Raw genomic sequence first — 23,983 nt, forward strand, 5'->3', positions numbered from 1 at the left:
CTAATTTGAAGTCGTTTTTATTACTCTACTCATTTTCTTCATGTAATGGACGGTAGATCGTTTTGACGAATTTATGTTTAAGATAAGGGAGAATTTTTTTTCTACGATTTACTAATCTGCCGACAATTGCCTTTTTGTCTTCCTTTGATATTAACCAATCATCAGGAATGACTTCTACAATTTCTTCTAAAAGCAGAACCGGGAATCTTTGGATGATCTGCAGTTGTTCATTAAATTCTTCTTCACTATTTATAAATTTGGACATGAATTGATGAGTGGAGCTTTTCATAATATTTTGAGGCAATGTTTCTAACTCTGAAATTAACCAGCTGTAAGAACCAAATGCTTCAGCATGGTCAATGATCCAAAGTTTAAATTGGTCTAAACTTTCTTCGCGAAGTAAAATGTTTTTTCGAGTCCGATCTCCATTACACAGCCAATAATCGAATAAAATGATGCCAGCAAGCTGATTGTTATTCAAAATATTAGGAACCGATCCGACTTGATGACCATTTAACGTTTCAGGTACATATAAAGAAATAAACTGAAACTTTGAATTCTGAACATCTTCTGGTTCTATATCCGGTATTGTTTTTGAAAATTCTTCAGGAATAGAAACGATTTGAGCAAAAGGAACCGGTAAATCTAAAAATCTAGCAATGCAATAGGCAACCCATTCGTTCGGTAATGTTTTCTCAAATCCGGATCTAAAATATTTCACAACATAATCTCTACCATCACTAAATGTAATTAAATGAGCATTTGATTTTCCTTCTAGTTTTTTAATATAGGAAACTGGTTCAATCATTTTGAATCACATCACTATTTTTGCCTTGACCAAATTTAAGTAGATATTCGCGATATATATCTGCCACTTTATGGATCGCAAAATTTTCTTCAACATGTTTGATAGCATTCTGTGATAGCTTTTCATGAAATTTCTTATTATCTACGATTGAATATATTTTTTTAACAGCATCTTGAACATCATGTCCTCTAAAAAGCATACCTGTTTCACCTTGAAGAACGATTTCTGAAATAGGCACTATATTAGAAGCAACAACTGGAACGCCACATGCCATAGACTCAATAAAGGTATTCCCAAATGATTCTACTTTTGTAGTTGCGATTGTACAACCACCTGATTGAAGTACTTTAGCATATACATGGGGCATTTGTTGATAAGGAATAACCGGAAACCATTTAATCATATCGGTTAGACCTTCTTCCTTCCAAGTTAATGCAAAGTCCTCTCGCTGAACACTTTGAGCTCCTCCAATTAACCAAATTTCAATATCCGACCGTTCACTTTTTATCAATTTTGCAACTTCGATTAACATTGGCCAGTTTTTTCGTTTATCCACTCGACCGATACAGCACACAATTTTTTTATTGTTTGGAAGGATTGGATTATTTTCGTATGCGATTTCATCTTGAGCTAATGGATGGAAAAATGATGTGTCAACACCATTGTAGATTACTTTAATGGGGATATTATCTGTTAAGATGGAAACTAATCTTTTTTGAAAATTTGATGGAACAATAATAGAAACAGGTTCAATGGATCTAAATTTCTTTAAATGAGGTTGTAGTTTAATAAGCTCGGGCGTACGTGCTTCTACAATAACTGGACCTTTATATTGAGCTTTTTGTAACCACTTATACGCTGATCCCGTATCTACTACAATGATTGCGTCATATGCATTGTTTTTAATGATATCAATAATTTCGTTTTCGTCCTTCGTTAAATAGACAGGTGCAATATCTTCCATTATGTGTAATCCACCATGATCTGTTGTGTATAGAAACTCAGTATCAATTCCAAACTTTTTAAAATAAATTGAACGATTCCTCCAGCCAGCATTTACTCCACCAACTGTTAAGAGACGCCAGATGATTAAGACTTTCAAATTTTCCCCTCCTTGGTTTTAGGGTATACAAATAACCTTTTTACTTATTTGAAAACTAATTGTATACACGATTACGGCTTTTGACCGGATTCAAATTTTGAATAGTAGTCCTATTTTAGTTAATTCAAATTGAGGTAAATTGTAAGGGCAATTAACTACAAACTACAAATATTTATATGGTTAAAAGCAAAAAAAATAGTTAGGAAATTACATTATATTTTTTATGGTCTTTTCGTGTTTCTTTACTTCTATTTTTCCTTGCTCCTGATTTAGGGATATGATAATGTATAAGAAAAAGAAGTATTAACTGCAACTTTTAAAATAAGTGAAGGATAAACTTCATCATTGGAAGGATTAAAAATAATGGAGCGACCTAATTTTAAATTGTTAGTTAAGGAAAAATTTTCTCAATTATCACCAGGCCAAAAAAAAGTAGCGACTTATATGATTGAGAATCTTGAAGAGTGTGCCTTTAAAACTGCTTATCAAATTGGAAAAAAAGCTGATGTAAGTGAAACAACGGTCATTCGTCTTTCATATGCACTCGAATTTGAAGGCTTCAGTAATATGCAATTATGTGTTCAAAATGAGTTTCTTCATTTAAATAAAGCCGATTATATAAAAGAAAAAGAAGAGATAAAAAATGTAGAAGGTCAAAATACTTTTACAAAAATTATCGAAAATGAAGTCAATATTTTAAGAAACTTATTACAACCTTCGAATATTAAGGAAATTTCAAAAGCTGTAGAAGCAATTACCTGTGCGGATCAAGTGTTAATTGTTGGTCATCGTGTATCTCATATTGCTGCGTATTGGTTTTCGAATACGTTAAGCTCAATTAGAGGTAATGTAATGTATTGTTCTCCAGCAGGAGACTTTTATGAAAAGTTTTGTAATTTAACAGAAAAATCGGTTGTTGTTGCATTTTCTTTTCCAAGGTATGCAAAGGAAACACTAACAATTGCAGAATGTACGAAAGAAAATGGAGTAAGTTTAATTTCGGTTACTGATCGATTATTATCACCAATTGGTCGAATTGCAGATATTGTTCTAACTACAGAAGAGAACGTGGAAAGTGGTTCTAACTCAATCGCATCAGTTATTAGTCTATTAAATTTTGTGATTGCTGGATTATATGAAAAAGACAAAAAAAGAATTCAGATCTATCAACAAAAATTGGAAAAAATTTATTCAACCTATGAAGTATTTATTGAATAGAAAAAACAGTTAGGAGCATATCTTATGAATCCACAATCTTATCTAGATCAAAACAAAGAAAATATTTTAAACACTTACAGGGATTTACATAAGCTAGCTGAGCCTAGTTGGCAAGAAGAAAAAACAGCAAAGTATTTAAGAGAACGACTGAATGGTGCAGATGTTGAAATTAAAACGTTTAAAAAACATTTTGGCTTTATTGCTGAACTTAAGGGACAAAAAGATACAGTTGTAGCGCTAAGAGCTGATATGGATGCACTAGTTCAAGAAGTTGACGGTGTTGTAATGGCAAATCACTCATGTGGTCATGATGCTCATAGTACGATGGTTTTATATGCAGCGTTGGCCATTTCTGCAAGTGGGATAAAGCCAAAACATACAATTCGATTTATCTTCCAGCCAGCCGAAGAAAAGGGTGAAGGAGCCCTTCAAATGATGGAAGATGGTGCATTAGACAATGTCATTTCATTGTTTGGCGTACACTTAAGACCAGAAAGAGAAGTACCTTTTCAAAAGGCATCTCCTGTGATCATACATGGTTCGGCTGAAACGATTAAAGGGACAATTCGAGGAATTCAAGCACATGCATCAAGGCCACAAGATGGTATTAATGCAATTGAAGTAGCTGCGGAAATAGTAAATAAATTAAAGCAAATCAATTTAAATACAGATATCCCTCATTCAATTAAAATGACTCAAATTCAAACTGAAAATGAAGCATCAAATACGATACCGGAAACAGTAAAATTTTCACTTGATGTTAGAGCGCAAACGAATGACATTATGAATCAATTAAACGCACGTACAGTTGAGGTTTTTGAGGAAACGATGATTGAATCAAAAGCTAAGATTTCGTGGTCTATGGAAGAATTTGTTCCAGCGGCCATACAAAACGAGCAGGCAATAAAAATTACCGAAAGAGCCATTGCTGAAATAATAGGACATGAAAACGTAGTGCCTGAGTGTATATCAAATGGTGGTGAGGACTTCCATTTCTATACAAATAAATATCCTGAAATCGCTGCTACAATGGTCGGTTTAGGTTGTGGATTAACGCCAGGGTTGCATCATCCTCATATGAGTTTTAATTTAGAAGCACTTCATTATGGAGCGAAAATTTTAACTCAAACAGTTTTATTAGCATCAGAACAAGAACAATGAAGAGGTGAATGACATGATGGACAAACTGAATCAATCTGAAGTTAATTCTGGGATTAAAATCCGTTCCCTTCATTCAATAGAAGAAATGGAGCAGGTGCGAAAATTAGAATCTAAAATTTGGGGTTTTGAGGATTCGATTCCTACGCATCAAACAATTACAGCTGCAAAAAATGGTGGCTTAGTTTTAGGTGCATTTTTTGAAGGGAAAATGGTTGGATTTCAATATAGTTTTCCTGGATATGATGGACAAAATGTATATCTTTGTTCACATATGCTTGGAATTGACCAAGAGTTTCGTAATAAAGGGATTGGAAAATTGCTTAAAATTGCCCAGCGAGAAGAAGCTATTAAACTCGGCTATAAATTGATTACTTGGACTTATGATCCATTAGAAACCGCAAATGGCTATTTAAATATTTCTAAGTTAGGTGGAGTTTGTAATACGTATATTGAAAACTGCTATGGAGAAATGGAAGACTTACTAAATAGTGGAATTCCATCAGACCGTTTTCTAGTTGAATGGTATATTGCAAAAGGGGAAAAGGAAAAAGAGAATTTAAGACCATTTGAATTAGATGAAGCAGTTAAAAATTCTCTTATTAAATGGCAAGAAAATAATGACGGAATACCAGTGCCGATTCAAAACGATTCCGCTGTGTTTAACGATTTAGCCTTTGTTGCAGTACCAAAAGATTTCCGAACAATGAGAGAAACGAATATAAAAGTTGCAAGCCAGTGGCGAATGCTTACTAGAGAGTCCTTTAAAAAATTATTTCAAAGCGGATGGAAAGTTATTGGATTTTATAAGAATTCAGAAACGGAAATGCCAGTTCATTTTTATGTACTGAACAAATAGAAAAGTAATAAAGGAGAGTTCGGAAATGAAAATTAATAAAGTAATATTACGCCATATGAAGCTAGATTTATTGCATCCATTTACAACGAGTTTTGGAACTGAATATGACCGTGAGTTCATTCTATTAGAAGCGATAAGCGAAGACGGTATATCAGGTTGGGCTGAATCTGTTGCAATGCTTGATCCACTATATAATGAAGAAACTGTAAAAACAAACTGGCATATTCTAGAAGATTATCTAATTCCAATCGTTTTAAATAATGATATTAACCATCCAGACGAACTTTCCGAAAAGTATTTCTCACATATTCGTGGGAACTATATGGCCAAAGCTGCCATCGAAGGCGCAATTTGGGATCTTTATGCTAAACAAGAAAATATTTCACTTTCAACTGCGTTAGGTGGAACGAAAAAGGAAATCGAAGTAGGAGTAAGCATTGGGATTCAAGATTCAATCGATTCAACAATTAAAATCATCGAAAACCGACTTGAAGAAGGCTATAAAAGATTTAAATTAAAAATTAAACCAGGCTGGGATCTTGAACTGATCGATAAAGTACGAAAAGTTTATCCAACTATTCCTTTAATGGCGGATGCGAACTCAGCATACACATTATCTGATATGGACCAATTAATTGCATTAGATGACTATAATTTAATGATGATCGAACAACCACTTGCATACAACGATATAATCGATCACGCAGATTTACAAGAAAGAATGAAAACTCCAATCTGTTTAGACGAAAGTATTCACTCACTAGAGGATGCTAGAAAAGCACTAAAACTAGGAAGCTGTAAAATTATTAATATTAAAATTGGTCGAGTTGGAGGACTAACTCAATCAAGAAAAATACATGATCTATGCCAAGAAAATGGAATTCCATTATGGTGTGGTGGAATGCTAGAATCAGGAATCGGAAGAGCTCATAATATTGCAATCACATCATTACCTAACTTCATTCTACCTGGAGACACAGCAGCATCTGCATTATACTGGGCTGAAGATATTATCGAACCAGAAGTAACCGTAGAAAACGGAATGATCACCGTACCAACCAAACCAGGCATCGGGTACGACCCACATATGCAAAATATTGAAAAATATACAATCAGTACGAAAGTTTACAATAAGAATTAAATACAAAGAGAAAAAAAACACAAACCTAGTTAAGTGAATGGATTGTGTTTTTTTTTTGGAAATTATGAACATTTAATGAGTTAGTAAATTTCATCATTAAGATTATTTAGTTACTCATGACGCCTTTATGAGTAAGGAGATAGCACCATTTAGCTTTTTTACTTACTCATAATGATGTTCCATATTGATGTAACGGTGAAATTTTGATATAGGGTTCAAATCTATTTAACTTTTACTGGATCATGTTTCGTTTTGAACGATTCTCACTCAATTTATAGTTATTTCTTCTATTTTTTGAATCTGATAAACTATTTCATCATGATGCCAAGCTTTATTTGCAGTTTTCATAGTTTTAATTGCAGTAATGGCAAATTTAATTGCAATTAAACAGATTTATTTGAAGTCTCAACCTTTTGAACAACGTGAAAACCCAAACCTAAGTACAGGGTTTGGGTATCTTATTTATTCTTTATCTTCTTCCTTATTTTTGCTTTTAATCCGATCCTTAATCCTTTTCACTTGTTCTTCGTATTTCTCAATATCCTTTATTTCACCTTTACCATAGCGCACTGAGTTATATGCATTGATTAGTTCATCTTCATACGGTATTTGAATTCGCTCCAACCACTCTTTTAATGTTTCATTTTGGTGTCGACCCATTTTGTATTTAGATGCATATTTTTGAAGTTGGAAGATTAGTTTTCTGATTTGCTCTGTTGGGGCAGAGTGTTTGAAAAATCGTCTTTTTTTCCTCTTGTGTTCTGGTATTGCATAAGATTCAATACTGATTTCATGTTGGACAGTATGTTTTTTATTGCGTATATAAGAAAGCTTTCTTATGATTAGCCAAATTACGATTAAAACGATCATCAGTAATATTAACCATACCCAAGTAGGAGTCGACTCTAAAATATAATGGTGATTACGGATGTTTTGTGGAAGTTTATCTTCTGCACTTAAATTTTGACTTAGCTTATTTTTTTTCTCTTTAATAGTGATGTGATCTACATAGTTAAACAAAGGAGTTCCTAAAATACCAACTGCTCTAAATAAACCGTCTAGTAATTTAAAAATCCCCCACTTTAAGATCGGTAAGATTAACGATATGATTCCAGTAAGTAGGGCTGCTATACTAATAGATCCTATAATTCCTCGATAGTTTTTAATGGTTTGTGTAGTGACTGCTTGTTGAAAGTATCTACCTAAACTAAATAGAATTGTAAAAATGATGATGATCCATAATATCAAGTTCATATAAGAATAATGTGAAGTCCAGCCAAAAAAGAGGACTACCAAACTTGTTAAATAAAAAATAATTTGTAATCTATGTCGTTCTTCGATCCATAACGAAGTGTCTTTAAGAAAAGCCTCAAGTCGAAAATAGATAAAGCTAGCACATAAAATAGATGCAACAGAATTTAAGCCAAGAGTGTAACTGATTCCTCCAGAAATAATGGCTGATAGAAATGGAATAACTCGTGATACTTGAGACTTTCGTATTGAGTAAAGTAAAAATAGATTTCCAATCATAAAAATACAAATGAACGCCAAAGTAGGTGGCAGTTGATTTTTTGATTCATATAAGAATAAAACGATTAAATAGAGTAATAGATATTCTAATGAAAAAAAGTATGTAGAAAGTAAGCGTAAAATCATTGCATGATCCTTTCGACTTAATGTTGTCCAAATGGAACAAGTGTTGGACTTTCTAAATCATCTTGTAGATAATAGATGCTTTGGCCACGTTTTCGCATTTGAGCGAAATATCGATCTCCATGCTTACCGAACGGGCCACATAAAATAACAACAGGAGATTTTCGTTGTTGCTTTTCTACGTAATGCAGTAATCTATCGATCGGCTGTGTCATTCTTGCGCCATTTATTCGAGCAAGAATTTCATAAGTTTTACTTAATTGAGATTTACCACCACCAATAGGTAAATGATAAACAGGAACGCCACTTTCCATGTTCAAATTTAGAAATATTTCATAATTTATATTTTTTATTTCAGCATATTGAACTATATAGGCAATATTACTAGCAATTGATTCGATGTTATCAATTATACTTAATCTAAAATTATCATGATGAGGTTTTCGTAAATTTATAATAAATGTAATTGAATAATCGGCAGTTCGTTCATAAATTTTCGTTTGAAGTACTTGAGTTTTAGCACTAGCCTTCCAATGGATTCGATGAAATGAGTCTGAATACACATAGTCTCTTGTTCCAATCGGAGCTAGAAAATCTTCAAACATACTAGTATTTGTTACAAAGCTGCCATATGAGCTAGTTGAAATTATTTGGTCAATTTGAGGTACAGAAATTAAAGTAGGATAAATAATAATTTCTTTATATAAAAATGGTTTATAGGTTATATAGATATAGCCTAAACTGAAAAAATTTGAAATTTTTAATTCTACTTGTTTAATTCTAGTAACACCACGCTTAGTAGCTGAAAGCGGTAAATTAACCTGGAGCGTTTCGTTACCTTTTAGTTGAATAGGGATCATTATTTCTAAATTTGAATCGTTACTAACAGTTTTAAAATTTATACTATCTACTATTGATTCTAATTTTATTCGAACTGTTGCGTTAATAATTGGTAACCAATGATTCTGCGTTATCTTTATAGGTAAATTAAATTGTTCCCCGACTGTAACTCGAATGGGTTCCTTGTCGTTTTCGATGATCAGGTGATCAGAAATATGTTTTAAATAGTATCGACTCATCAAACTAATGATTATTAAAAATCCCCCTAAAAACATTACTAAATAGGTAGATTGAAAGAAATTAATGATTAAAAATATGACCCCAAAAATAATTAGTATATCAAGTGAATTTTTACCATGTATTTCTTTATTCCAAGTCATTTATTGACCAGCCCCAGCTTCTACAGGAACTTCAACATCATTTAAAACTGATTCAATAATTTGTATAGAGTTTTTCTTTAAGGATGCTTCAAGGGTCAAGACTAATCTGTGTGAGAGGAGATAAATCGCAACATCCTTCACATCTTGTGGGGTGACAAATGACCTATTGTTTATATATGCTTTACCTTGTGAAGCTCTCATTAGTGCCAATGTACCTCGTGGACTAATACCAAGTTGAATATCTTCATGATTTCTCGTTGAATGAATTATATTTAAAATATAATCCTCTACTTCATCCGAAATTGTAACAGTCTTCACCTGTTCTTTCATTTCATCAATTTCTTCTAAAGTTAGTACATTTTTTAAATTCGAAAATGGGGTATTAGAACGATATGACTTCATAATGCTTTTTTCTTCTTCAAATGTAGGGTATTCCAAACTAATTTGCATAAAAAATCGATCCATTTGTGCTTCAGGTAACGGGAACGTACCTTGTTGTGATTCAATTGGATTTTGAGTTGCGATAACAATAAACGGATTTGGAAGAGGAATAGTTTCTCCATCGATTGTTACCTGGCGTTCTTCCATTACTTCTAATAAACTAGCTTGGGTTCTAGGTGTAGCACGATTAATCTCATCTGCTAATAAAATATTCGTCATAACAGGACCAATTCGAAGTTGAAAGTCTTGTTCTTTTGGATGAAAGAATTGAATACCTGTTACATCACTAGGTAATAAATCCGGAGTAAATTGAATTCTTTTAAACGATCCATTAATCGTTTTGGCAAAGCTTTTAGCTAATTGTGTCTTTCCAGTACCAGGGACACTTTCTAATAGAATATGCCCATTATTAATGAGAGCGATGAAAATCATTTCAACGACATCCTCTTTACCAATGATCACGTTACTTATCTCTTTCTTTAATTGTAATAACTTTTCTGATCTATTCATTGTTCTCTCCTTATCTTTCAAAACGTTTTAAGAATTATTAAATATGAATTTGTGTTCTATTTAAAAATCAAAAAATGTTGATCATGCTATTATTTTAATAGTTTAACATTAGTAAAGTCCAATAATTCTCAATTTTTAAAATCTATTAAATTAAACGATTGATATTGATTGATATTTCTAAATAAACACTGTAAAATATATTGCTTGTTTGTTAAAAAATGGAAATAATTTAAAAGGAGTACAGTCGGAAACGTCAGTGATCGACGAAAGTTTTAAGGATCTTAAAGAGTATTAAATGATGATAAGGATTAAAATATAAATAGATAAAGGTTCGGATTGTTTTGTCATTCTCTATGCTATGCATTCCAATGAACCTCCCTTTAACAGGAGAGAAAAAGATGAAAAAATTAATTGTAATATTAGTAACTTGTTTTTTTGCTTTACTTTGTGGGTGTACAAGAAATAATCAAGAGGATCACAATGTAAAAGATAATAAACGAAATACAGAACAGGTTAAAGAGCAGAAAGAACCGATAAAAAAAATAAGTCAGGATGTTTCAAAGGTAACCGTTGGTGCCGTGGGGGACCTATTAATTCATAATGAAGTTTATGAAGATGCTATGCTTCCGAATGGTGTATATAACTTTAATAAAATGTTTGATGAAGTTAGAAAAACGATGGAAAAGCCAGATATTTTAGTAGCGAATCAAGAAACGATGATTGGTGGAAAGCAATTCGGATTATCTACATATCCAGCGTTTAATAGTCCATATGAAGTAGGAGATGCACTCAAAGGGGCTGGGGTGGATTTTGTAACACTGGCCAATAATCATTCGCTTGATCGAGGTGAAAAAATTATACGAAGTGCGATTTCCCATTGGGACGCTATTCATATGCCATATACAGGTGCTTTTATATCACAAGCAGATCATGACCAAATTAGAGTGATAAATAAAAATAATATTCGATTTTCATTTCTTGCTTACACATTTGGTACAAATGGGATTCCCGTCCCTAAAGGAAAAGATTATTTAGTAAATTTGATTGACCTTGGCAAAATACGTGGTGATGTTGAGCGGGCAAAGAAAATATCAGATGTTGTAGTAGTTGCTATGCATTGGGGTGTTGAATATGAAAGAATGCCGAACACTACCCAAAAGAATCTTGCAAAACAATTGGCTGATATGGGAGTTCAAATTATTATTGGAAATCATCCACATGTTCTTCAACCGCCGGCGTGGATCACTGGTAAAATGGGGAATAAAACAATCGTCTTTTACTCATTAGGAAATTACTTATCAGCTCAAGATGAAATTTATGAGTTAATTGGTGGAATGGGTACAATTGATGTGATAAAAACTAGCACTGATCAAAATGTGAAAATTGAATTGGCAAATCCAAGCTTTTTTCCAACGTATAATTACTATCGTGATAATTGTAACTTTAAAATTATGTCTTTGGAAAATATTGATGAAGTCAATCTAAAAAATGGCAAAATGAGATACAACGAAATAATGAACCATATGCGAACAAATATTAAGAATTTAAAAAGTATTCCTGAGGTTCAATAGGTTATGTTTTTAATATTCACTCTTAAAGCTAGGAGACAAATTAAAGAGATATGGGAACCGTGAATGAAAAAAGGGAAGTCATAAATAGAAATGTTAAATCGGTTATCATAACTTTTCACTTCGCTCTGAGTTCGAATATATAACTATTTAAATATTCATCAAACCGGAAAGCTTGTACTCCATATTACAAGCTTTTTTTATTCATTATATAAGTAATTACTCACAAACTATTTAGTTTAATTAAGTCATTTAAACTAATAAAGTTAGCTTAAATGAATTCTTAAAAAAACTTTTTCAAAAAAATTTAATTTTTTGCAGGGTTTATAAAATTATTTTCGTCTAAGTCATGTAAGAGTAAACAAGTAAACATCTATTAATCTAGATTTAAAATTTATAAAAATATCACAATTCGTTAAAAACGAAAATCACTCAGTGTGTTTAAATATACATGAGGTGAGTTATTTGAAATTAAATTCGATAGGTGGTTGTGCCAATAAGATAGGGAGAACTGGACAAACTCTTAAAAACTTGGACAAAACAATGATTTTTGCGAAGAAAGTGAGATTAAGGCCAACTAAAGAACAAGAAATACAATTATGGAAATCAGTAGGAACTGCTAGATGGGCTTATAATTGGGCATTATCAAAACAAGAAGAAAGCTATAAAAACGGTGGGAAATTTATTTCTGAGGGCTTGTTAAGAAAAGAATTAACTGTATTAAAACAAACTGATGAATTATCTTGGTTGTTTGAAGTATCGAATAATATTACAAAGCAAGCGATAAAGGACCTTTGTCGTGCGTATAAAAAGTTTTTTAAAGGATTAGCTGATAAACCACGATTCAAAAGTAGAAAAAAATCGAAACCATCTTTTTATAACGATAATGTGAAGTTGTTAGTAAAAGGAAATAAAGTATTAATTGAAAAAGTAGGATGGGTTGTAGCTTCTGAAATTATACAAGATGAAAAATTCTATAATCCTAGAATTAGTCACGACGGAAAATACTGGTATCTTTCAGTAGGAATAGAAGAATTAAAACCAACAGTTGAACTTACAGATGTCTCACTTGGAATTGATGTTGGAATTAAAGAATTAGCTGTTTGTTCAGATGGCACCAGAAAGAAAAATATTAACAAAACAAGCACTGTTAGAAAATCAGAGAAACGCCTACGTAGGTTGCAGGGTCAAGTTTCTCGCAAATATGAAATGAATAAGGAGGGAAACCGTTTCGTCAAAACAAGCAACATTATAAAAATCGAAAAGAAGATACAGCACATCTACAGAAGATTGTCAAATATCAGACTTAATCATCTTCACCAATCCACTTGCGAGATCGTGAAAACCAAACCTTGTCGTATCGTAATAGAATCGTTAAATATCAAAGGGATGATGAAGAATAAACACCTTTCAAAAGCAATTGCGAAACAGTGTTTATTTGAATTCAAACGCCAGATTCAATATAAATGTGAAAAGTATAATATTGCATTAGTTGAAGCTAATAAATGGTACCCATCTTCTAAAACGTGTTCAAGTTGTGGGAAATTGAAAAAAGATTTAAAACTATCAGACCGATTATACAAATGTGAATGTGGTTATGAAATAGATCGAGATTTAAACGCAGCGATCAACTTGTCACGATATAAATTAGTAATCTGACACATAGACGTCATTACTAATATGTAGGATTCGTTGTATCCGAATTTACGCCCTTGGAGTGTTGGATCAAACGAAAGTAGCCTAACTAGGCAAAATTGGACACGTAGAATAGGGAAATAAACAAAATCTATAAAAACACATTTAATGATTTTTATAATTTTTTGGCAACGGAAAAGAGGTGATGCAATGGAGTCGGATGAACAATTAGTAAGGAATATAATAAAGGGGAATCATCAACTATTTAAGGAATTAATAGTTAGATACCAATCAAAGGTATTTGCAGTAGCACTGAAAGTTTCAAATAACCAAAAGGATGCTGAAGATATTTCGCAAGAAGTCTTTCTCCAATTGTATCGTTCTCTCGAAAACTTTAACGGAGAATCAAGTTTTGCCACATGGGTTTATCGAATTACAATGAATAAAGCAATTGATTTTAAAAGAAAACAAGTAAAACAACAGGAAAATGAAACTAGTGAATTACTTTCTACTTTACAAGAAGAGAATTTATTATCACCTGAAGAAGCTTTAATAAAAACGATTGATAAAGAACTTATTCATTCATATTTAATTGAATTGCCACAGGCATATAGCGATGTACTGAAATTATATTATTTTGAAGAACTTACCTATGGGGAAATTGCTTTGAAATTAAATGTAGCCGTTAAAACAGTAGAATCACGTTTATATCGAGCCAAACGTTTAATTAAAGACAAGCATAAAGGAGGGATCATTTGAAACATTTAACTTCTGACCAACTATTATCGTATCAACAAAAGAAGCTTTCAAATAAAGAATCTCTGTTGCTTGAACAGCATTTAAATGAATGTATCTCATGCCAGGCGGAACTTGAACTTCTTAATGAATTAGACCAGGAATGGATGAATCCATCTGATTTCCAGTTTTCAGATGAGCTAGTGAACGAAATAATGAAACAAACTGAATCCATACAGAATACGGAAAAAGTGAATGAAAAGAAATCTAAAACAAATTCAAAAAAAGTTCGCTTAATCCATTTAGTATTGGCTGCTGCAGCAACATTTTTATTTTTCCAATTTCAATTAACTGAACGGATTACTAATTCAAATCGTCACGTTGTACAAACGATTGATCAGACGTCTTCGTTAATTGAAAAAAGTGAAAAAATTAAACTATCAATTCCAATTCCAAAAATTTTGAAAGGAAATAAAAAATAATGGAGGTACAAACTTTGAAAAAACGTAAAAAATTAGTTTATTTATTATCGATCTTACCTGGTCTTGGCCATTTTTATTTAGGATTAATGAGTCGAGGATTGCAGTTTATGCTGTTATTTTTCGGTACAGTATTTTTAACACATTTAATTTCAAGCTTTGGTTTTTTTATACCGGTCATCGTATTTTATAGCTACTTTGATGCACTTCAATATCATAGTAAATATCGTGAGGACATTGAATTGATAGATGAGCCAATCGTAAAACATCAATTTAAATTTAATAAGTTTTTAATTGGTTGGGTATTAATCGGTTTTGGTTGCTTATCTTTATTAGAGAACGCTTCTGATTATATTTCTAGACATTATAATATCTTTATTGATTATAATTTAGTACAAAATTTATTAATCAGTATTGTTTTTGTCGGACTTGGTATTAAATTATTAACTGGAAAGTCGAAAAAAGAAGCATGAGGAATTGGAAAGTAGGCACGATAACAGCTGGAATTATATTAATCGCAATTGGTTTACTTTGGTTTCTACAGAATTTTATTTCAATCCCTTATTCAAAGATTCTAATTAGTGCATGGCCAGTTGCTTGTATTTTATTAGGGATTGAAATATTACTATTTCATATAGTAAGAAAAGAAGATTCACTTCGTTTTCATGGATTTAGTATTTTTTTACTTATACTAATGATGGCTGTTTCAATCCTATTTAGTATTGGTCAATTGTTTGTCAAAGAAATTGGTTATACATTCAAGTCTAAAAATATTGAAATAAATGATTCGAAAACGATCACTTCATCAATTAATGAAGTTATTATTAAAGCTAATAATAGTGATATTAGTGTAAATGGAACGGATTCTAGTACATTAACCGTAAATGGTAATATAAGAGTTCCGGATCGGGATAAAAAAGACGATGAAAAAATATCAGATTATTACTCAGTAAAAACATTTGGTAATAAAATGATTATTGAGATTCGTAATGAAAACAATCAGATTTTTCACTTTGATAATGACAGTTCACAGCTAAATATTGATTTACCTAAAAGCATTTTAACGAATATAAATGTAAAAAATGGCTCTGTAAATTTATCAAATAGAGACAATAAAACAGTAATAAATTCAAATGATGGTCAAATCAATATTGAAAATGTAACTGGAAACTTAGTTGCAAAAACTAGAAATGGTTCGGTCAGCTTAACGAATGTAAATTTAAAAAGTGATAGTGAAATTGCAACGAATGATGGTGAAATCACAATCAAAAATATTTCTGGTTATTTACATTCCACTACTAGAGATGGTAGCATTTCGATTGAACATGCAAATATAGAAGGAACAAGCGAAATAACGACTTATGATGGAGAAATTAACTTAAGTGATTATAAAGGGAAAATTAATGCAAAAACAAATAATGGTGCAATTAATGTTGAGGATGCATTATTAAATGGTAATAGTAAAATTTCTTCTGATGATGGTGAAATTCAAATCGACCTACTAAAAGATAATAATCTAACGATCAATGCTGAAACATATGATGGTAGCTTTAGTGGTAATATTGGATGGGAAATGAAAAATAAAGATGAAAATCATACAAATAAGGCGATGGTTGGAAATGGCGAACATCAACTTAATTTAAAAACGAGGAATGGATCAATTTACGTAAATAAAGATTAGAAGATTAAGAGCCCCAAGCATTGCATGGGGCTTTTTTTACTTAAGATGCATTAAGATTTTGAAAGTGAGTGAATCGCTGCTTTTTAATCAAAAAAAAACCTTTAAATACATTTTGTATCAAAGGTAATATCCAGCTAAGGTAAGTGGACCGATTTAATATGTCCCAGTTTTAGGTAAACATTTTGTCCACTCGCTACGGAAAGTTCTATTTGATTATTATCTACTTTATTTAAAAGCCCAATCTTCATTGGATCTGTTCCACCATCAAAAATAACAAGCTTTCCAATTTCTTTTCTAAGCTGAATTTCTAAAGATCTGTGTATTGGTGTAGTAGGTGGATGAACTGATAGTGTCTCATTTGTTAAATTATATGGCACCACTCTATGGTTATATGGTGTGATCCATTTTAAATGTGATAAAGAAATATACATTGTATGAAATACAGGTGAGTAAAATACAAGATAATCATTTAATACGTTCATAATATAGCCATGAAAAGTTATATTACCAGTTACATAGATTTCTGAAAATATTCCTTTAGCATTTAGTAAAATTTTACGATAAGAAATTGTCTCCATTTCCTGCGTAATGGATGGTTCATTAGGGTTATTTATTTTTTCTTTTAAATCATTATTTTGATATACCATATGGATATGCATCCAAGGGATATAATAATATTTTATGCCGTTAAAAAGGACTAAAATATCTTGTCCTAAATCAGTAAGAATTCCTTCGAATATGACGTCTCCAGATAATCTTACCGAGACTTGTTCTCCAAGTAATGTAGATACATCACTCACGTAGATCTCCTCCTAGAGGTAAAAGTATTGATTAGTGTGCGAATACTAATTGTACCCAGTAGTATAATAGAAACAATGTAACAACCGTTGTTAATGGGATAACAATTATTGTAACGCCTAAATAATCTTTCCATTTTACTTTAATTTTATTTTGTTTTAATATGTGCATCCAAATTAATGAAGCAAGAGTACCAATTGGTAATAATAATGAACCCATGTCACTTCCGATGATATTTGCAAGATAAATCGTTTTTAAAGTGATTGGGTCAAGACCCATTTCAGTTAGTGTAATTGTTCCAATCATAAGCGCAGGGTGATTATTGAATAGATTTGATAAAACAGTTACTAAACCGCCCATAATAAAGCTCGCTTGGAATAACCCTTGATTAACGATTGGTTCACATTCTTTTACTAAAAACTCCGTTAAACCAGCATTATGAAGCCCATAGATGATTACGTACATTGAAAATGCAAAAATTAATATTTGCCAAGGTGTCTTTTTTAAGATATCTGTAGGAGTTGTTCTTAAGTGGTACCATCTCCATATTAATAAGACTAAGGAGCCAAGTACCGCTACTAATTCAATTGGGATTGAAAAGTAAGATGCAACGAATAACAAACATCTCATTAAGAATACGAAAGCTAGAACTTTTAACATAAAATTTGTACGTTTCTTTTTCGTTTCAACTGAAATTTTTGTTTTTAGTGGATGGAAGTTTTTTATAAAGAACGATTCTTCAATATCGTCTGTTGAAATTGGTAAAGTCTTAGGTAATTTATTTTTTAAAACAACATACATGAGCACCGACATAAACAATAAACCTAATGTTGCAGGGACGAACATCATTGCTGTATGCATATAAAGTGTCATATGCACAATCTTTAACGCGATTAAGTTTACAATATTACTTACTCCGATTGGCGCACTAGATGCTGTCGCAATAAGCGCTCCAGATAATAAATATGGAATTTGTTGGTGTGGTTTTAGACGAAGATTTTTTAATAGAAGGATTAAGATTGGAGTTGTAATTAGAATACTGCCATCATTGTTAAAGAGTAAGGTCATCAAAAAGCATAATAGTTGGATATACCAATATAACCGATACCCAGATCCTTTTGCCAAAGTAACTAGTCGAGCTGCTGACCAATGAAAGAACCCGAAGCTTTCTAAAATAACAGCCATAACAATTGTTGCAATAATTGTAATTGAAGCTCCACCGATTTTCGTTATTATGTCATATAAATCGTGGCGACTAACAATTCCAGTTACTAGAATGATTATTGCTCCAATTGAAGCAGGCCATGCTTCATGAATTCCTTTTGGTCTCCAGAATATGACAGCCATTGTCATAATGAAAACAAATGCTGTCATTGCAATTTCAAAATTCATTTTTATTCACCTTTCCCTAATCGGTAGTATTTTTTTGTGTCCTACTTGTCCGATTAATATACTAATATTCAATTTTACTAATCATGTACTTAGTTAGTTGACCATTTTTTTAAGTTTGTATATTTGTCCACATAGTTGAAATGTCCCGAAATGACATCGTCCTATAGGTACACATGCCCCGGAAATATCGATTTTTACCGAAAAAAAAGGTCAGCCGATTTGCTGACCTAAATTATTTCGAAATATCATTATGAAAATCTATTCCCATTTATATAATAACAATCCTCTTGATATGTAATAAAAGCAATTTCAAATTCAGGAATATTTAATGTGTTAATATGTTTCTCAATTGTAGCTGCGAAACGATCTCTAGTTTCAACTCCACGTTCAAACCACTTCACTTCAATAAATGGAAAACTTTCTACAATTTCGCCATTAAAAATTGAAGTTGAATGAATACAATCAACCGTAAAATTATCAGTTCCACATTCACAAACCACTGCGAGTTCATCGATCAATGGCTTGCTAATTTTGCAAATATCATCAGTCGAAATCCCTTTGATTAATAATTGAGGCATAAATGTCCCACCTTTTTTCTACAATTATAACTTAAATTACGTTGAAAATTAAATGAGTTTAATTTTTCCAAGTAGGTTTTCTATGTTTACATAGAATTCGCTTATCTTTAAAAATAAGGAGTTAAACAATATTAAAACTTCCTATATAGATTGTACAAAAAAAGAAATCAGTAGAGGGTTCAAAGGAAAGAAGTGACAATTCAAAATTTGCAAGCAGGAAAAAACTTAGTATTGAAAAATCCAACTTTGATTGCAAAGTGCTTTATGAACATATTATATTAATCATTTGGTATATAGAATATTTCTGTTTCTAATAAAAAAACCAATAATTGGTATTGATAATCATTTTCAACTATGGTAATCTAAAATTAATAAAAGAAGTTTAAGAAATAAACCATTGTTTTTCTTAGTTCTTCGTTTGTATGCACATTAAAAAGTAAAATGTGGAATGCAACCCTAGAACCCCCCAAAACCCTAAAGAAGAGAAGAACGTGCTAGGACAGTAGTTTTTCTCTTCACCAAATTAATAACCCTGTATTTTGACGCAGATCATTCTGCGTTATTTTTTTGTGTGAAAATACAGATTATTTTGTGAAATTCTAAAAAAAATATTATACTAATTTACTAATATGTATGTTTCAAAAATGTGAAAGAAAAGTTAATCAAAATCTAATATTTGTCTAAAATGTGAACGTTGTGAATAAATGAGCAAACGAGTACAGCCGTTGGTATATATAGGTTTTTAAGAAAAAATCATATTTTCAAATATGTCTAAAATGTGAACACTGTTTTTTTCCTTCCAAAAAGGAAATTAATTGTTTGTTTTTTTAATTAAAGTATCTTACTATAACTGTGGACATTGTTTGTCATTTTAGTGACAATTTATAAAAATACTTATCTAAGAAATAATTCAAAAAAACTATTTTGAACTTTTTACTTACGTTATAGGAAGGAAGAGCGAAATGAAAAAATTTCTAATGGGCATGATGATCATGCTGGTTGCATTAGTAATGGGTGCTTGTGATAAGATTGCAGTTCTTAATCCAAAGGGTCCAGTTGCTAAAACGCAAGCGGATACGATTATCTTCTCAATGTTGATGATGTTAGGAGTTTTACTAGTAGTTTACATTCTTTATATTGTTATTCTATATAAATATCGTGCTAGTAAACTTCCAAAAGATTACGAACCTCCTCACGAAGAGGGAAGTAAAACGCTAGAAATTATTTGGACTGTCATCCCAATAATTATTGTTGCAGTTTTATCTGTAGTAACTGTTAAAACAACTAATGCAGTTGAAACTGTACCAAAAGGTCATGAAAATGATAAACCGCTTGTTATTTACGCAAGTTCTTCAAACTGGAAATGGCATTTCTCTTATCCTGAACAAGGAATTGAAACTGTTAACTATGTAAATATTCCAACGAATAGAAATGTAGAATTCAGACTTTATTCATTCGGTCCGATTACAAGTTTTTGGATTCCACAATTAGGTGGACAAAAATACGCGATGAGTGACATGGTAACTAAATTAAATTTTGTTGCTTCAAATGAAGGTTCTTACATTGGTAAGAACAGTAACTTCAATGGTAAAGGCTTTGCTGGAATGGAATTTGAAGTACTAGCAATGAATAATAAGGATTTTAACGGCTGGGTGAAAGACGTTAAAGGAACAGCTCCTGCTTTAACAGAAACAGAGTTTAATAAATTACTAAAAATTGAACATTTAGGTAGAAAGACATATAGTTCAACTCATTTAGGATTTAGACCAGCTCCAGAAGGTAAAAATGCAGGACATCAACATGGTTCTATGAAGGATTCATCTGATCACCATGACATGGATAATATGGAGGGGATGAAATAATGGGTTTTAAATGGGATCACTTTTTTGTAACAGGTGAACCAATGATCTATGGCGCAATGGTGAGTATCGTTGTTGTAACTCTTGCTATTGTAATTGGTTTAACCAAATTTAAAAAATGGGGTTATTTATGGAAAGAATGGTTAACAACTGTTGACCATAAACGTATCGGTGTAATGTATATTCTGTGTGCATTATTAATGCTATTCCGTGGTGGAGTAGATGCATTATTAATGCGTGCACAGTTAGCAGGACCAGATTTAAAAATATTAGATGCACAGCATTATAATGAAATTTTTACAACACACGGCTTAATTATGATTCTGTTCATGGCGATGCCTTTCATTATTGGATTAATGAACATCGTTATTCCTTTACAAATCGGAGCTCGTGACGTAGCATTCCCTTACTTAAATGCAGTAAGTTTCTGGTTATTCTTTGCAGGTGCAATGCTTTTAAATTTAAGCTTTGTTATCGGTGGATCACCAGATGCTGGTTGGACAGCCTACTTCCCTCTAGCTAGTAAGCAATTCAGCCCAGGAGTTGGGAATAACTATTACGCAATTTCGCTTCAAATTGCTGGTCTAGGTACATTGATGACTGGTATTAACTTTATCGTTACAATTTTAAAAATGCGTGCACCAGGTTTGAAATTAATGAAATTACCAATGTTTACATGGAGTATCTTAATTACAAACGTTATTATCGTATTCGCATTCCCAGTATTAACTGTAGCTTTAGCATTAATGATGTTTGATCGTGAGTTTGGTACTCAATTCTTTACGATGGCACATGGTAATGATATGCTTTGGGCGAACTTATTCTGGATTTGGGGACATCCTGAAGTTTACATCGTTATTCTTCCAGCATTCGGTATATATAGTGAAATTATAGCTACATTCTCAAGAAAGAATTTATACGGATATAAGAGCATGGTTGTCAGTATGATCGCCATTTCTGCTCTAAGTTTCCTTGTATGGGTTCACCATTTCTATACAATGGGTCAAGGCTCTGTTGTAAATGGCTTCTTTAGTATTACAACAATGGCAATTAGTATACCAACCGGTGTTAAAATATTTAACTGGTTGTTTACATTAAGAAAAGGTAAGATCGAATTTACCGTTCCAATGTTGTACTCACTAGCATTTATTCCGATCTTTACAATCGGTGGGGTTACAGGAGTAATGCTAGCTATGGCAAGTGCTGACTACCAATATCATAATACGATGTTCTTAGTTGCTCACTTCCATTATGTATTAATTCCAGGTACTGTTTTTGCGGTAATCGCAGGATTCTACTATTGGTTCCCTAAAGTATTTGGTTTCAAATTAGATGAAAAAATTGGTAAGATTACGTTCTGGACAATTATCGTTAGCTTTAACGTAACATTCTTCCCATTATTCTTATTAGGATTAAAAGGTATGACTCGCCGTACTTATACTTATAGTGCAGAGTCAGGTTTCGGACCTTTAAACTTGATTGCTACAATTGGAGCTGTCGGGTTAGCAGTCGGATTCTGTTTACTTGTTTACAATATTTATTACAGTGTACGTTACGCACCAAGAGAAACAACTGGTGATCCATGGAATGCAAGAACATTAGAGTGGGCAACAAGTAGTCCAATTGCTCCTTATAATTTCGCAGTTATTCCAAAAGTTGATTCTTTAGATCCATTCTGGAAAGCTAAAAAAGAAGGTAAATCTTTACTTGAAGGCGAGATTACAGATATTCATATGCCAAGTAATAGTGGTATACCTTTCATTTTAGGTGCAGCATTTATGGCATTTGGTTTCTTCTTAATATTTGAATGGTGGGTACCAATGATTGTATTTGCAGTTCCTGTCGCACTATGCTTAATTGCACGTTCTTTCCAACGCGATCATGGCTACCATATTCATAAAGAAGAAATTATTGAAACAGAGAAAAAATTACGAGGTGATCATTATGAGCAGCAGGCCTCTGTATAGTCTAGGTGAAGAAAGTTCTAATAAGATTCTAGGCTTCTGGATATTTTTAGGAGCGGAGATTGCTTTATTCGGAACATTGTTCGCAGTTTACTTCACTTTAGCGAATAACACTGGTTCAGCACCTACTCAAAAAGAATTATTTGAGATGAAAGGTGTAATGATAGAAACATTTGCCCTATTAACAAGTAGTTTTACGATTGGTTTAGTCGTGAACGCAATAAAATTAAATCACAAAAAAGCTTTTATAAGCTTCCTTGTTTTAACACTAGCTTTAGGTGCAGTCTTCCTTGGAGTAGAGATTACAGAGTTCTTTACTTATGTTCATGAAGGTGCAACAATCCAAAGTAGTGGAGCACTATCAGCATTATTCGTTTTATTAGGTACTCACGGTGCCCACGTATCATTCGGTATGTTATGGGGTATTGCAATCTTAATTCAAGTTTCTCGTGAGGGAATTACAGAAACTACAGCAAACAAAACATTTATTTATTCATTATACTGGCACTTCTTAGACGTAGTATGGATCTTTATCTTCAGTTTTGTTTACGTGAAAGGACTGATTGGATGAGCGCATTATTCCCTAAGCATCAAGTGGTTGGCTTCATCCAATCACTTGTTCTAACAATCATAGCTTTAAGTGTTTACTATTTAAATTTACCATTTAATGTATCATTTATTATTTTAATTGTAACTGCATTATTACAAGGCGGTCTTCAGTTAATTGTTTTCATGCATATGAATGAAAATGAAAACAAACGTGTATTATATATCAATTTAGGCTACGCAGTATTTATTGCTGTAGCAATTGTCTTCGGTACTCTTTGGACATTAGTTTGGGGTATGTAATATAAAAAAGCTCTTCGATATTCGAAGAGCTTTTTTTTGCATTTTAATATAGATTTTTGCTTAACTTACACATCTTAATGCAATAACGTTTTATTAATAAAAATAAAAAAGTGGTATATCAATAAAATAGCAGGTCGCGAGGTATTAAATGTAGAAGTAAGTATAAAAAAATATTCGAGGCTATGCTTTTGAAAGAAAGTTCTATTTCAGCTAAGGATACAAAAGTTGGACAAAGTATTCCCCTTAAAAGTTAATGTCATCAATTGTTCACAATGTTAAGAATTATATCTTATTTGTGATAGTTATTTCTATTATTATATGTAATAGTTTAATAT

At 32.0% G+C, this 23,983-nt stretch carries 22 protein-coding genes; 14 read left to right on the forward strand and 8 right to left on the reverse strand.

From position 1 onward, the window contains the following. Positions 1–25: 25 nt before the first annotated feature. Positions 26–808, reverse strand: a complete 783-nt coding sequence (locus tag AB1282_RS12820; protein WP_390311967.1) for a HipA family kinase — start codon at positions 806–808, stop codon at positions 26–28. Continuing rightward, entirely contained in the window at positions 801–1,910 is a 1,110-nt protein-coding gene (locus tag AB1282_RS12825) for a glycosyltransferase family 4 protein (protein WP_429899258.1), read from the reverse strand. Before AB1282_RS12825 ends, AB1282_RS12820 begins: the two co-directional genes overlap by 8 nt. A gap of 363 nt (positions 1,911–2,273) precedes the next feature. On the opposite strand from AB1282_RS12825, the gene AB1282_RS12830 reads away from it, so the two are divergent. Genes AB1282_RS12830 through menC form a run of 4 tightly spaced genes read left to right on the forward strand, consistent with a single transcriptional unit; the run spans position 2,274 to position 6,286 of the window. Further along, complete coding sequence (locus tag AB1282_RS12830) at positions 2,274–3,128, forward strand: MurR/RpiR family transcriptional regulator (protein WP_429899259.1); 855 nt, start codon at positions 2,274–2,276, stop codon at positions 3,126–3,128. A 24-nt stretch (positions 3,129–3,152) separates the two neighbouring features. Then, positions 3,153–4,289, forward strand: coding sequence for an amidohydrolase (locus AB1282_RS12835; protein WP_429899261.1), 1,137 nt, complete (start codon positions 3,153–3,155; stop codon positions 4,287–4,289). A 13-nt stretch (positions 4,290–4,302) separates the two neighbouring features. Then, positions 4,303–5,145, forward strand: a complete 843-nt coding sequence (locus tag AB1282_RS12840; RefSeq protein ID WP_429899262.1) for a GNAT family N-acetyltransferase — start codon at positions 4,303–4,305, stop codon at positions 5,143–5,145. A gap of 25 nt (positions 5,146–5,170) precedes the next feature. Then, the gene (menC, locus tag AB1282_RS12845; protein ID WP_390311972.1) at positions 5,171–6,286 is read left to right on the forward strand and encodes an o-succinylbenzoate synthase; all 1,116 of its coding nucleotides are present in this window, start codon (positions 5,171–5,173) and stop codon (positions 6,284–6,286) included. A gap of 462 nt (positions 6,287–6,748) precedes the next feature. Here menC and AB1282_RS12850 read toward each other — a convergent pair whose 3' ends face one another. From AB1282_RS12850 to AB1282_RS12860, 3 genes are read right to left on the reverse strand one after another with little or no spacing between them, the layout of a single operon-like run. Then, a complete protein-coding gene (locus AB1282_RS12850) occupies positions 6,749–7,942 on the reverse strand; it encodes a hypothetical protein (protein WP_429899264.1) in 1,194 nt (397 codons plus the stop codon). 17 nt (positions 7,943–7,959) lie between these two features. Next, positions 7,960–9,159 carry a DUF58 domain-containing protein gene (locus AB1282_RS12855; RefSeq protein WP_429899265.1) on the reverse strand — a complete coding sequence of 400 codons (1,200 nt, stop codon included), beginning with the start codon at positions 9,157–9,159 and terminating at the stop codon, positions 7,960–7,962. After that, positions 9,160–10,110: an AAA family ATPase gene (locus AB1282_RS12860; protein WP_390311976.1), complete on the reverse strand. Its 951-nt coding sequence runs from the start codon at positions 10,108–10,110 to the stop codon at positions 9,160–9,162. It lies immediately after the preceding gene. A 398-nt stretch (positions 10,111–10,508) separates the two neighbouring features. Between AB1282_RS12860 and AB1282_RS12865 the strand changes: the two genes are divergently transcribed. The 6 genes from AB1282_RS12865 (at position 10,509) to AB1282_RS12890 (ending at position 16,208) form a co-directional block, all read left to right on the forward strand. Next, a complete protein-coding gene (locus tag AB1282_RS12865; protein ID WP_429899266.1) occupies positions 10,509–11,681 on the forward strand; it encodes a CapA family protein in 1,173 nt (390 codons plus the stop codon). 540 nt (positions 11,682–12,221) lie between these two features. Next, on the forward strand, positions 12,222–13,337 hold the full coding sequence (locus AB1282_RS12870; protein ID WP_429901135.1) for an RNA-guided endonuclease InsQ/TnpB family protein: 1,116 nt from the start codon (positions 12,222–12,224) through the stop codon (positions 13,335–13,337). Between the two features lie 186 nt (positions 13,338–13,523). Beyond that, positions 13,524–14,072: an RNA polymerase sigma factor gene (locus tag AB1282_RS12875; RefSeq protein WP_429899268.1), complete on the forward strand. Its 549-nt coding sequence runs from the start codon at positions 13,524–13,526 to the stop codon at positions 14,070–14,072. After that, the gene (locus AB1282_RS12880; RefSeq protein ID WP_429899269.1) at positions 14,069–14,530 is read left to right on the forward strand and encodes a hypothetical protein; all 462 of its coding nucleotides are present in this window, start codon (positions 14,069–14,071) and stop codon (positions 14,528–14,530) included. Before AB1282_RS12875 ends, AB1282_RS12880 begins: the two co-directional genes overlap by 4 nt. A 14-nt stretch (positions 14,531–14,544) precedes the next feature. Beyond that, positions 14,545–15,000, forward strand: a complete 456-nt coding sequence (locus AB1282_RS12885; protein WP_156339715.1) for a hypothetical protein — start codon at positions 14,545–14,547, stop codon at positions 14,998–15,000. Beyond that, complete coding sequence (locus AB1282_RS12890) at positions 14,997–16,208, forward strand: DUF4097 family beta strand repeat-containing protein (protein WP_056474001.1); 1,212 nt, start codon at positions 14,997–14,999, stop codon at positions 16,206–16,208. Before AB1282_RS12885 ends, AB1282_RS12890 begins: the two co-directional genes overlap by 4 nt. A 134-nt stretch (positions 16,209–16,342) precedes the next feature. Here AB1282_RS12890 and AB1282_RS12895 read toward each other — a convergent pair whose 3' ends face one another. The 3 genes from AB1282_RS12895 to AB1282_RS12905 all read right to left on the reverse strand — a co-directional run bounded on the left by AB1282_RS12895 (position 16,343) and on the right by AB1282_RS12905 (position 18,976). Further along, positions 16,343–17,008 (reverse strand): hypothetical protein, encoded by a 666-nt coding sequence (locus AB1282_RS12895; RefSeq protein ID WP_056474004.1) that lies wholly within the window; start codon positions 17,006–17,008, stop codon positions 16,343–16,345. 31 nt (positions 17,009–17,039) lie between these two features. Beyond that, the gene (locus tag AB1282_RS12900; RefSeq protein ID WP_056474007.1) at positions 17,040–18,398 is read right to left on the reverse strand and encodes an arsenic transporter; all 1,359 of its coding nucleotides are present in this window, start codon (positions 18,396–18,398) and stop codon (positions 17,040–17,042) included. 248 nt (positions 18,399–18,646) lie between these two features. Then, positions 18,647–18,976 carry a DUF1904 family protein gene (locus AB1282_RS12905; RefSeq protein ID WP_429899271.1) on the reverse strand — a complete coding sequence of 110 codons (330 nt, stop codon included), beginning with the start codon at positions 18,974–18,976 and terminating at the stop codon, positions 18,647–18,649. A gap of 962 nt (positions 18,977–19,938) precedes the next feature. Here AB1282_RS12905 and qoxA point away from each other — a divergent pair. The 4 genes from qoxA to qoxD are packed head-to-tail and all read left to right on the forward strand — an operon-like array spanning position 19,939 to position 23,648. Next, positions 19,939–20,838 carry a cytochrome aa3 quinol oxidase subunit II gene (gene qoxA / locus AB1282_RS12910; protein WP_056474012.1) on the forward strand — a complete coding sequence of 300 codons (900 nt, stop codon included), beginning with the start codon at positions 19,939–19,941 and terminating at the stop codon, positions 20,836–20,838. Beyond that, positions 20,838–22,802, forward strand: a complete 1,965-nt coding sequence (gene qoxB, locus AB1282_RS12915; RefSeq protein ID WP_056474015.1) for a cytochrome aa3 quinol oxidase subunit I — start codon at positions 20,838–20,840, stop codon at positions 22,800–22,802. The genes qoxA and qoxB overlap by 1 nt, the downstream gene beginning before the upstream one ends. Next, positions 22,771–23,370, forward strand: a complete 600-nt coding sequence (locus AB1282_RS12920) for a cytochrome c oxidase subunit 3 (RefSeq protein ID WP_056474257.1) — start codon at positions 22,771–22,773, stop codon at positions 23,368–23,370. Before qoxB ends, AB1282_RS12920 begins: the two co-directional genes overlap by 32 nt. After that, positions 23,367–23,648, forward strand: coding sequence for a cytochrome aa3 quinol oxidase subunit IV (gene qoxD / locus AB1282_RS12925; protein WP_056474017.1), 282 nt, complete (start codon positions 23,367–23,369; stop codon positions 23,646–23,648). Before AB1282_RS12920 ends, qoxD begins: the two co-directional genes overlap by 4 nt. The last annotated feature ends 335 nt before the right edge of the window (positions 23,649–23,983 follow it).

Source organism: Gottfriedia sp. S16(2024) (assembly GCF_050473765.1).
Lineage (GTDB): Bacteria > Bacillota > Bacilli > Bacillales > Bacillaceae_G > Gottfriedia.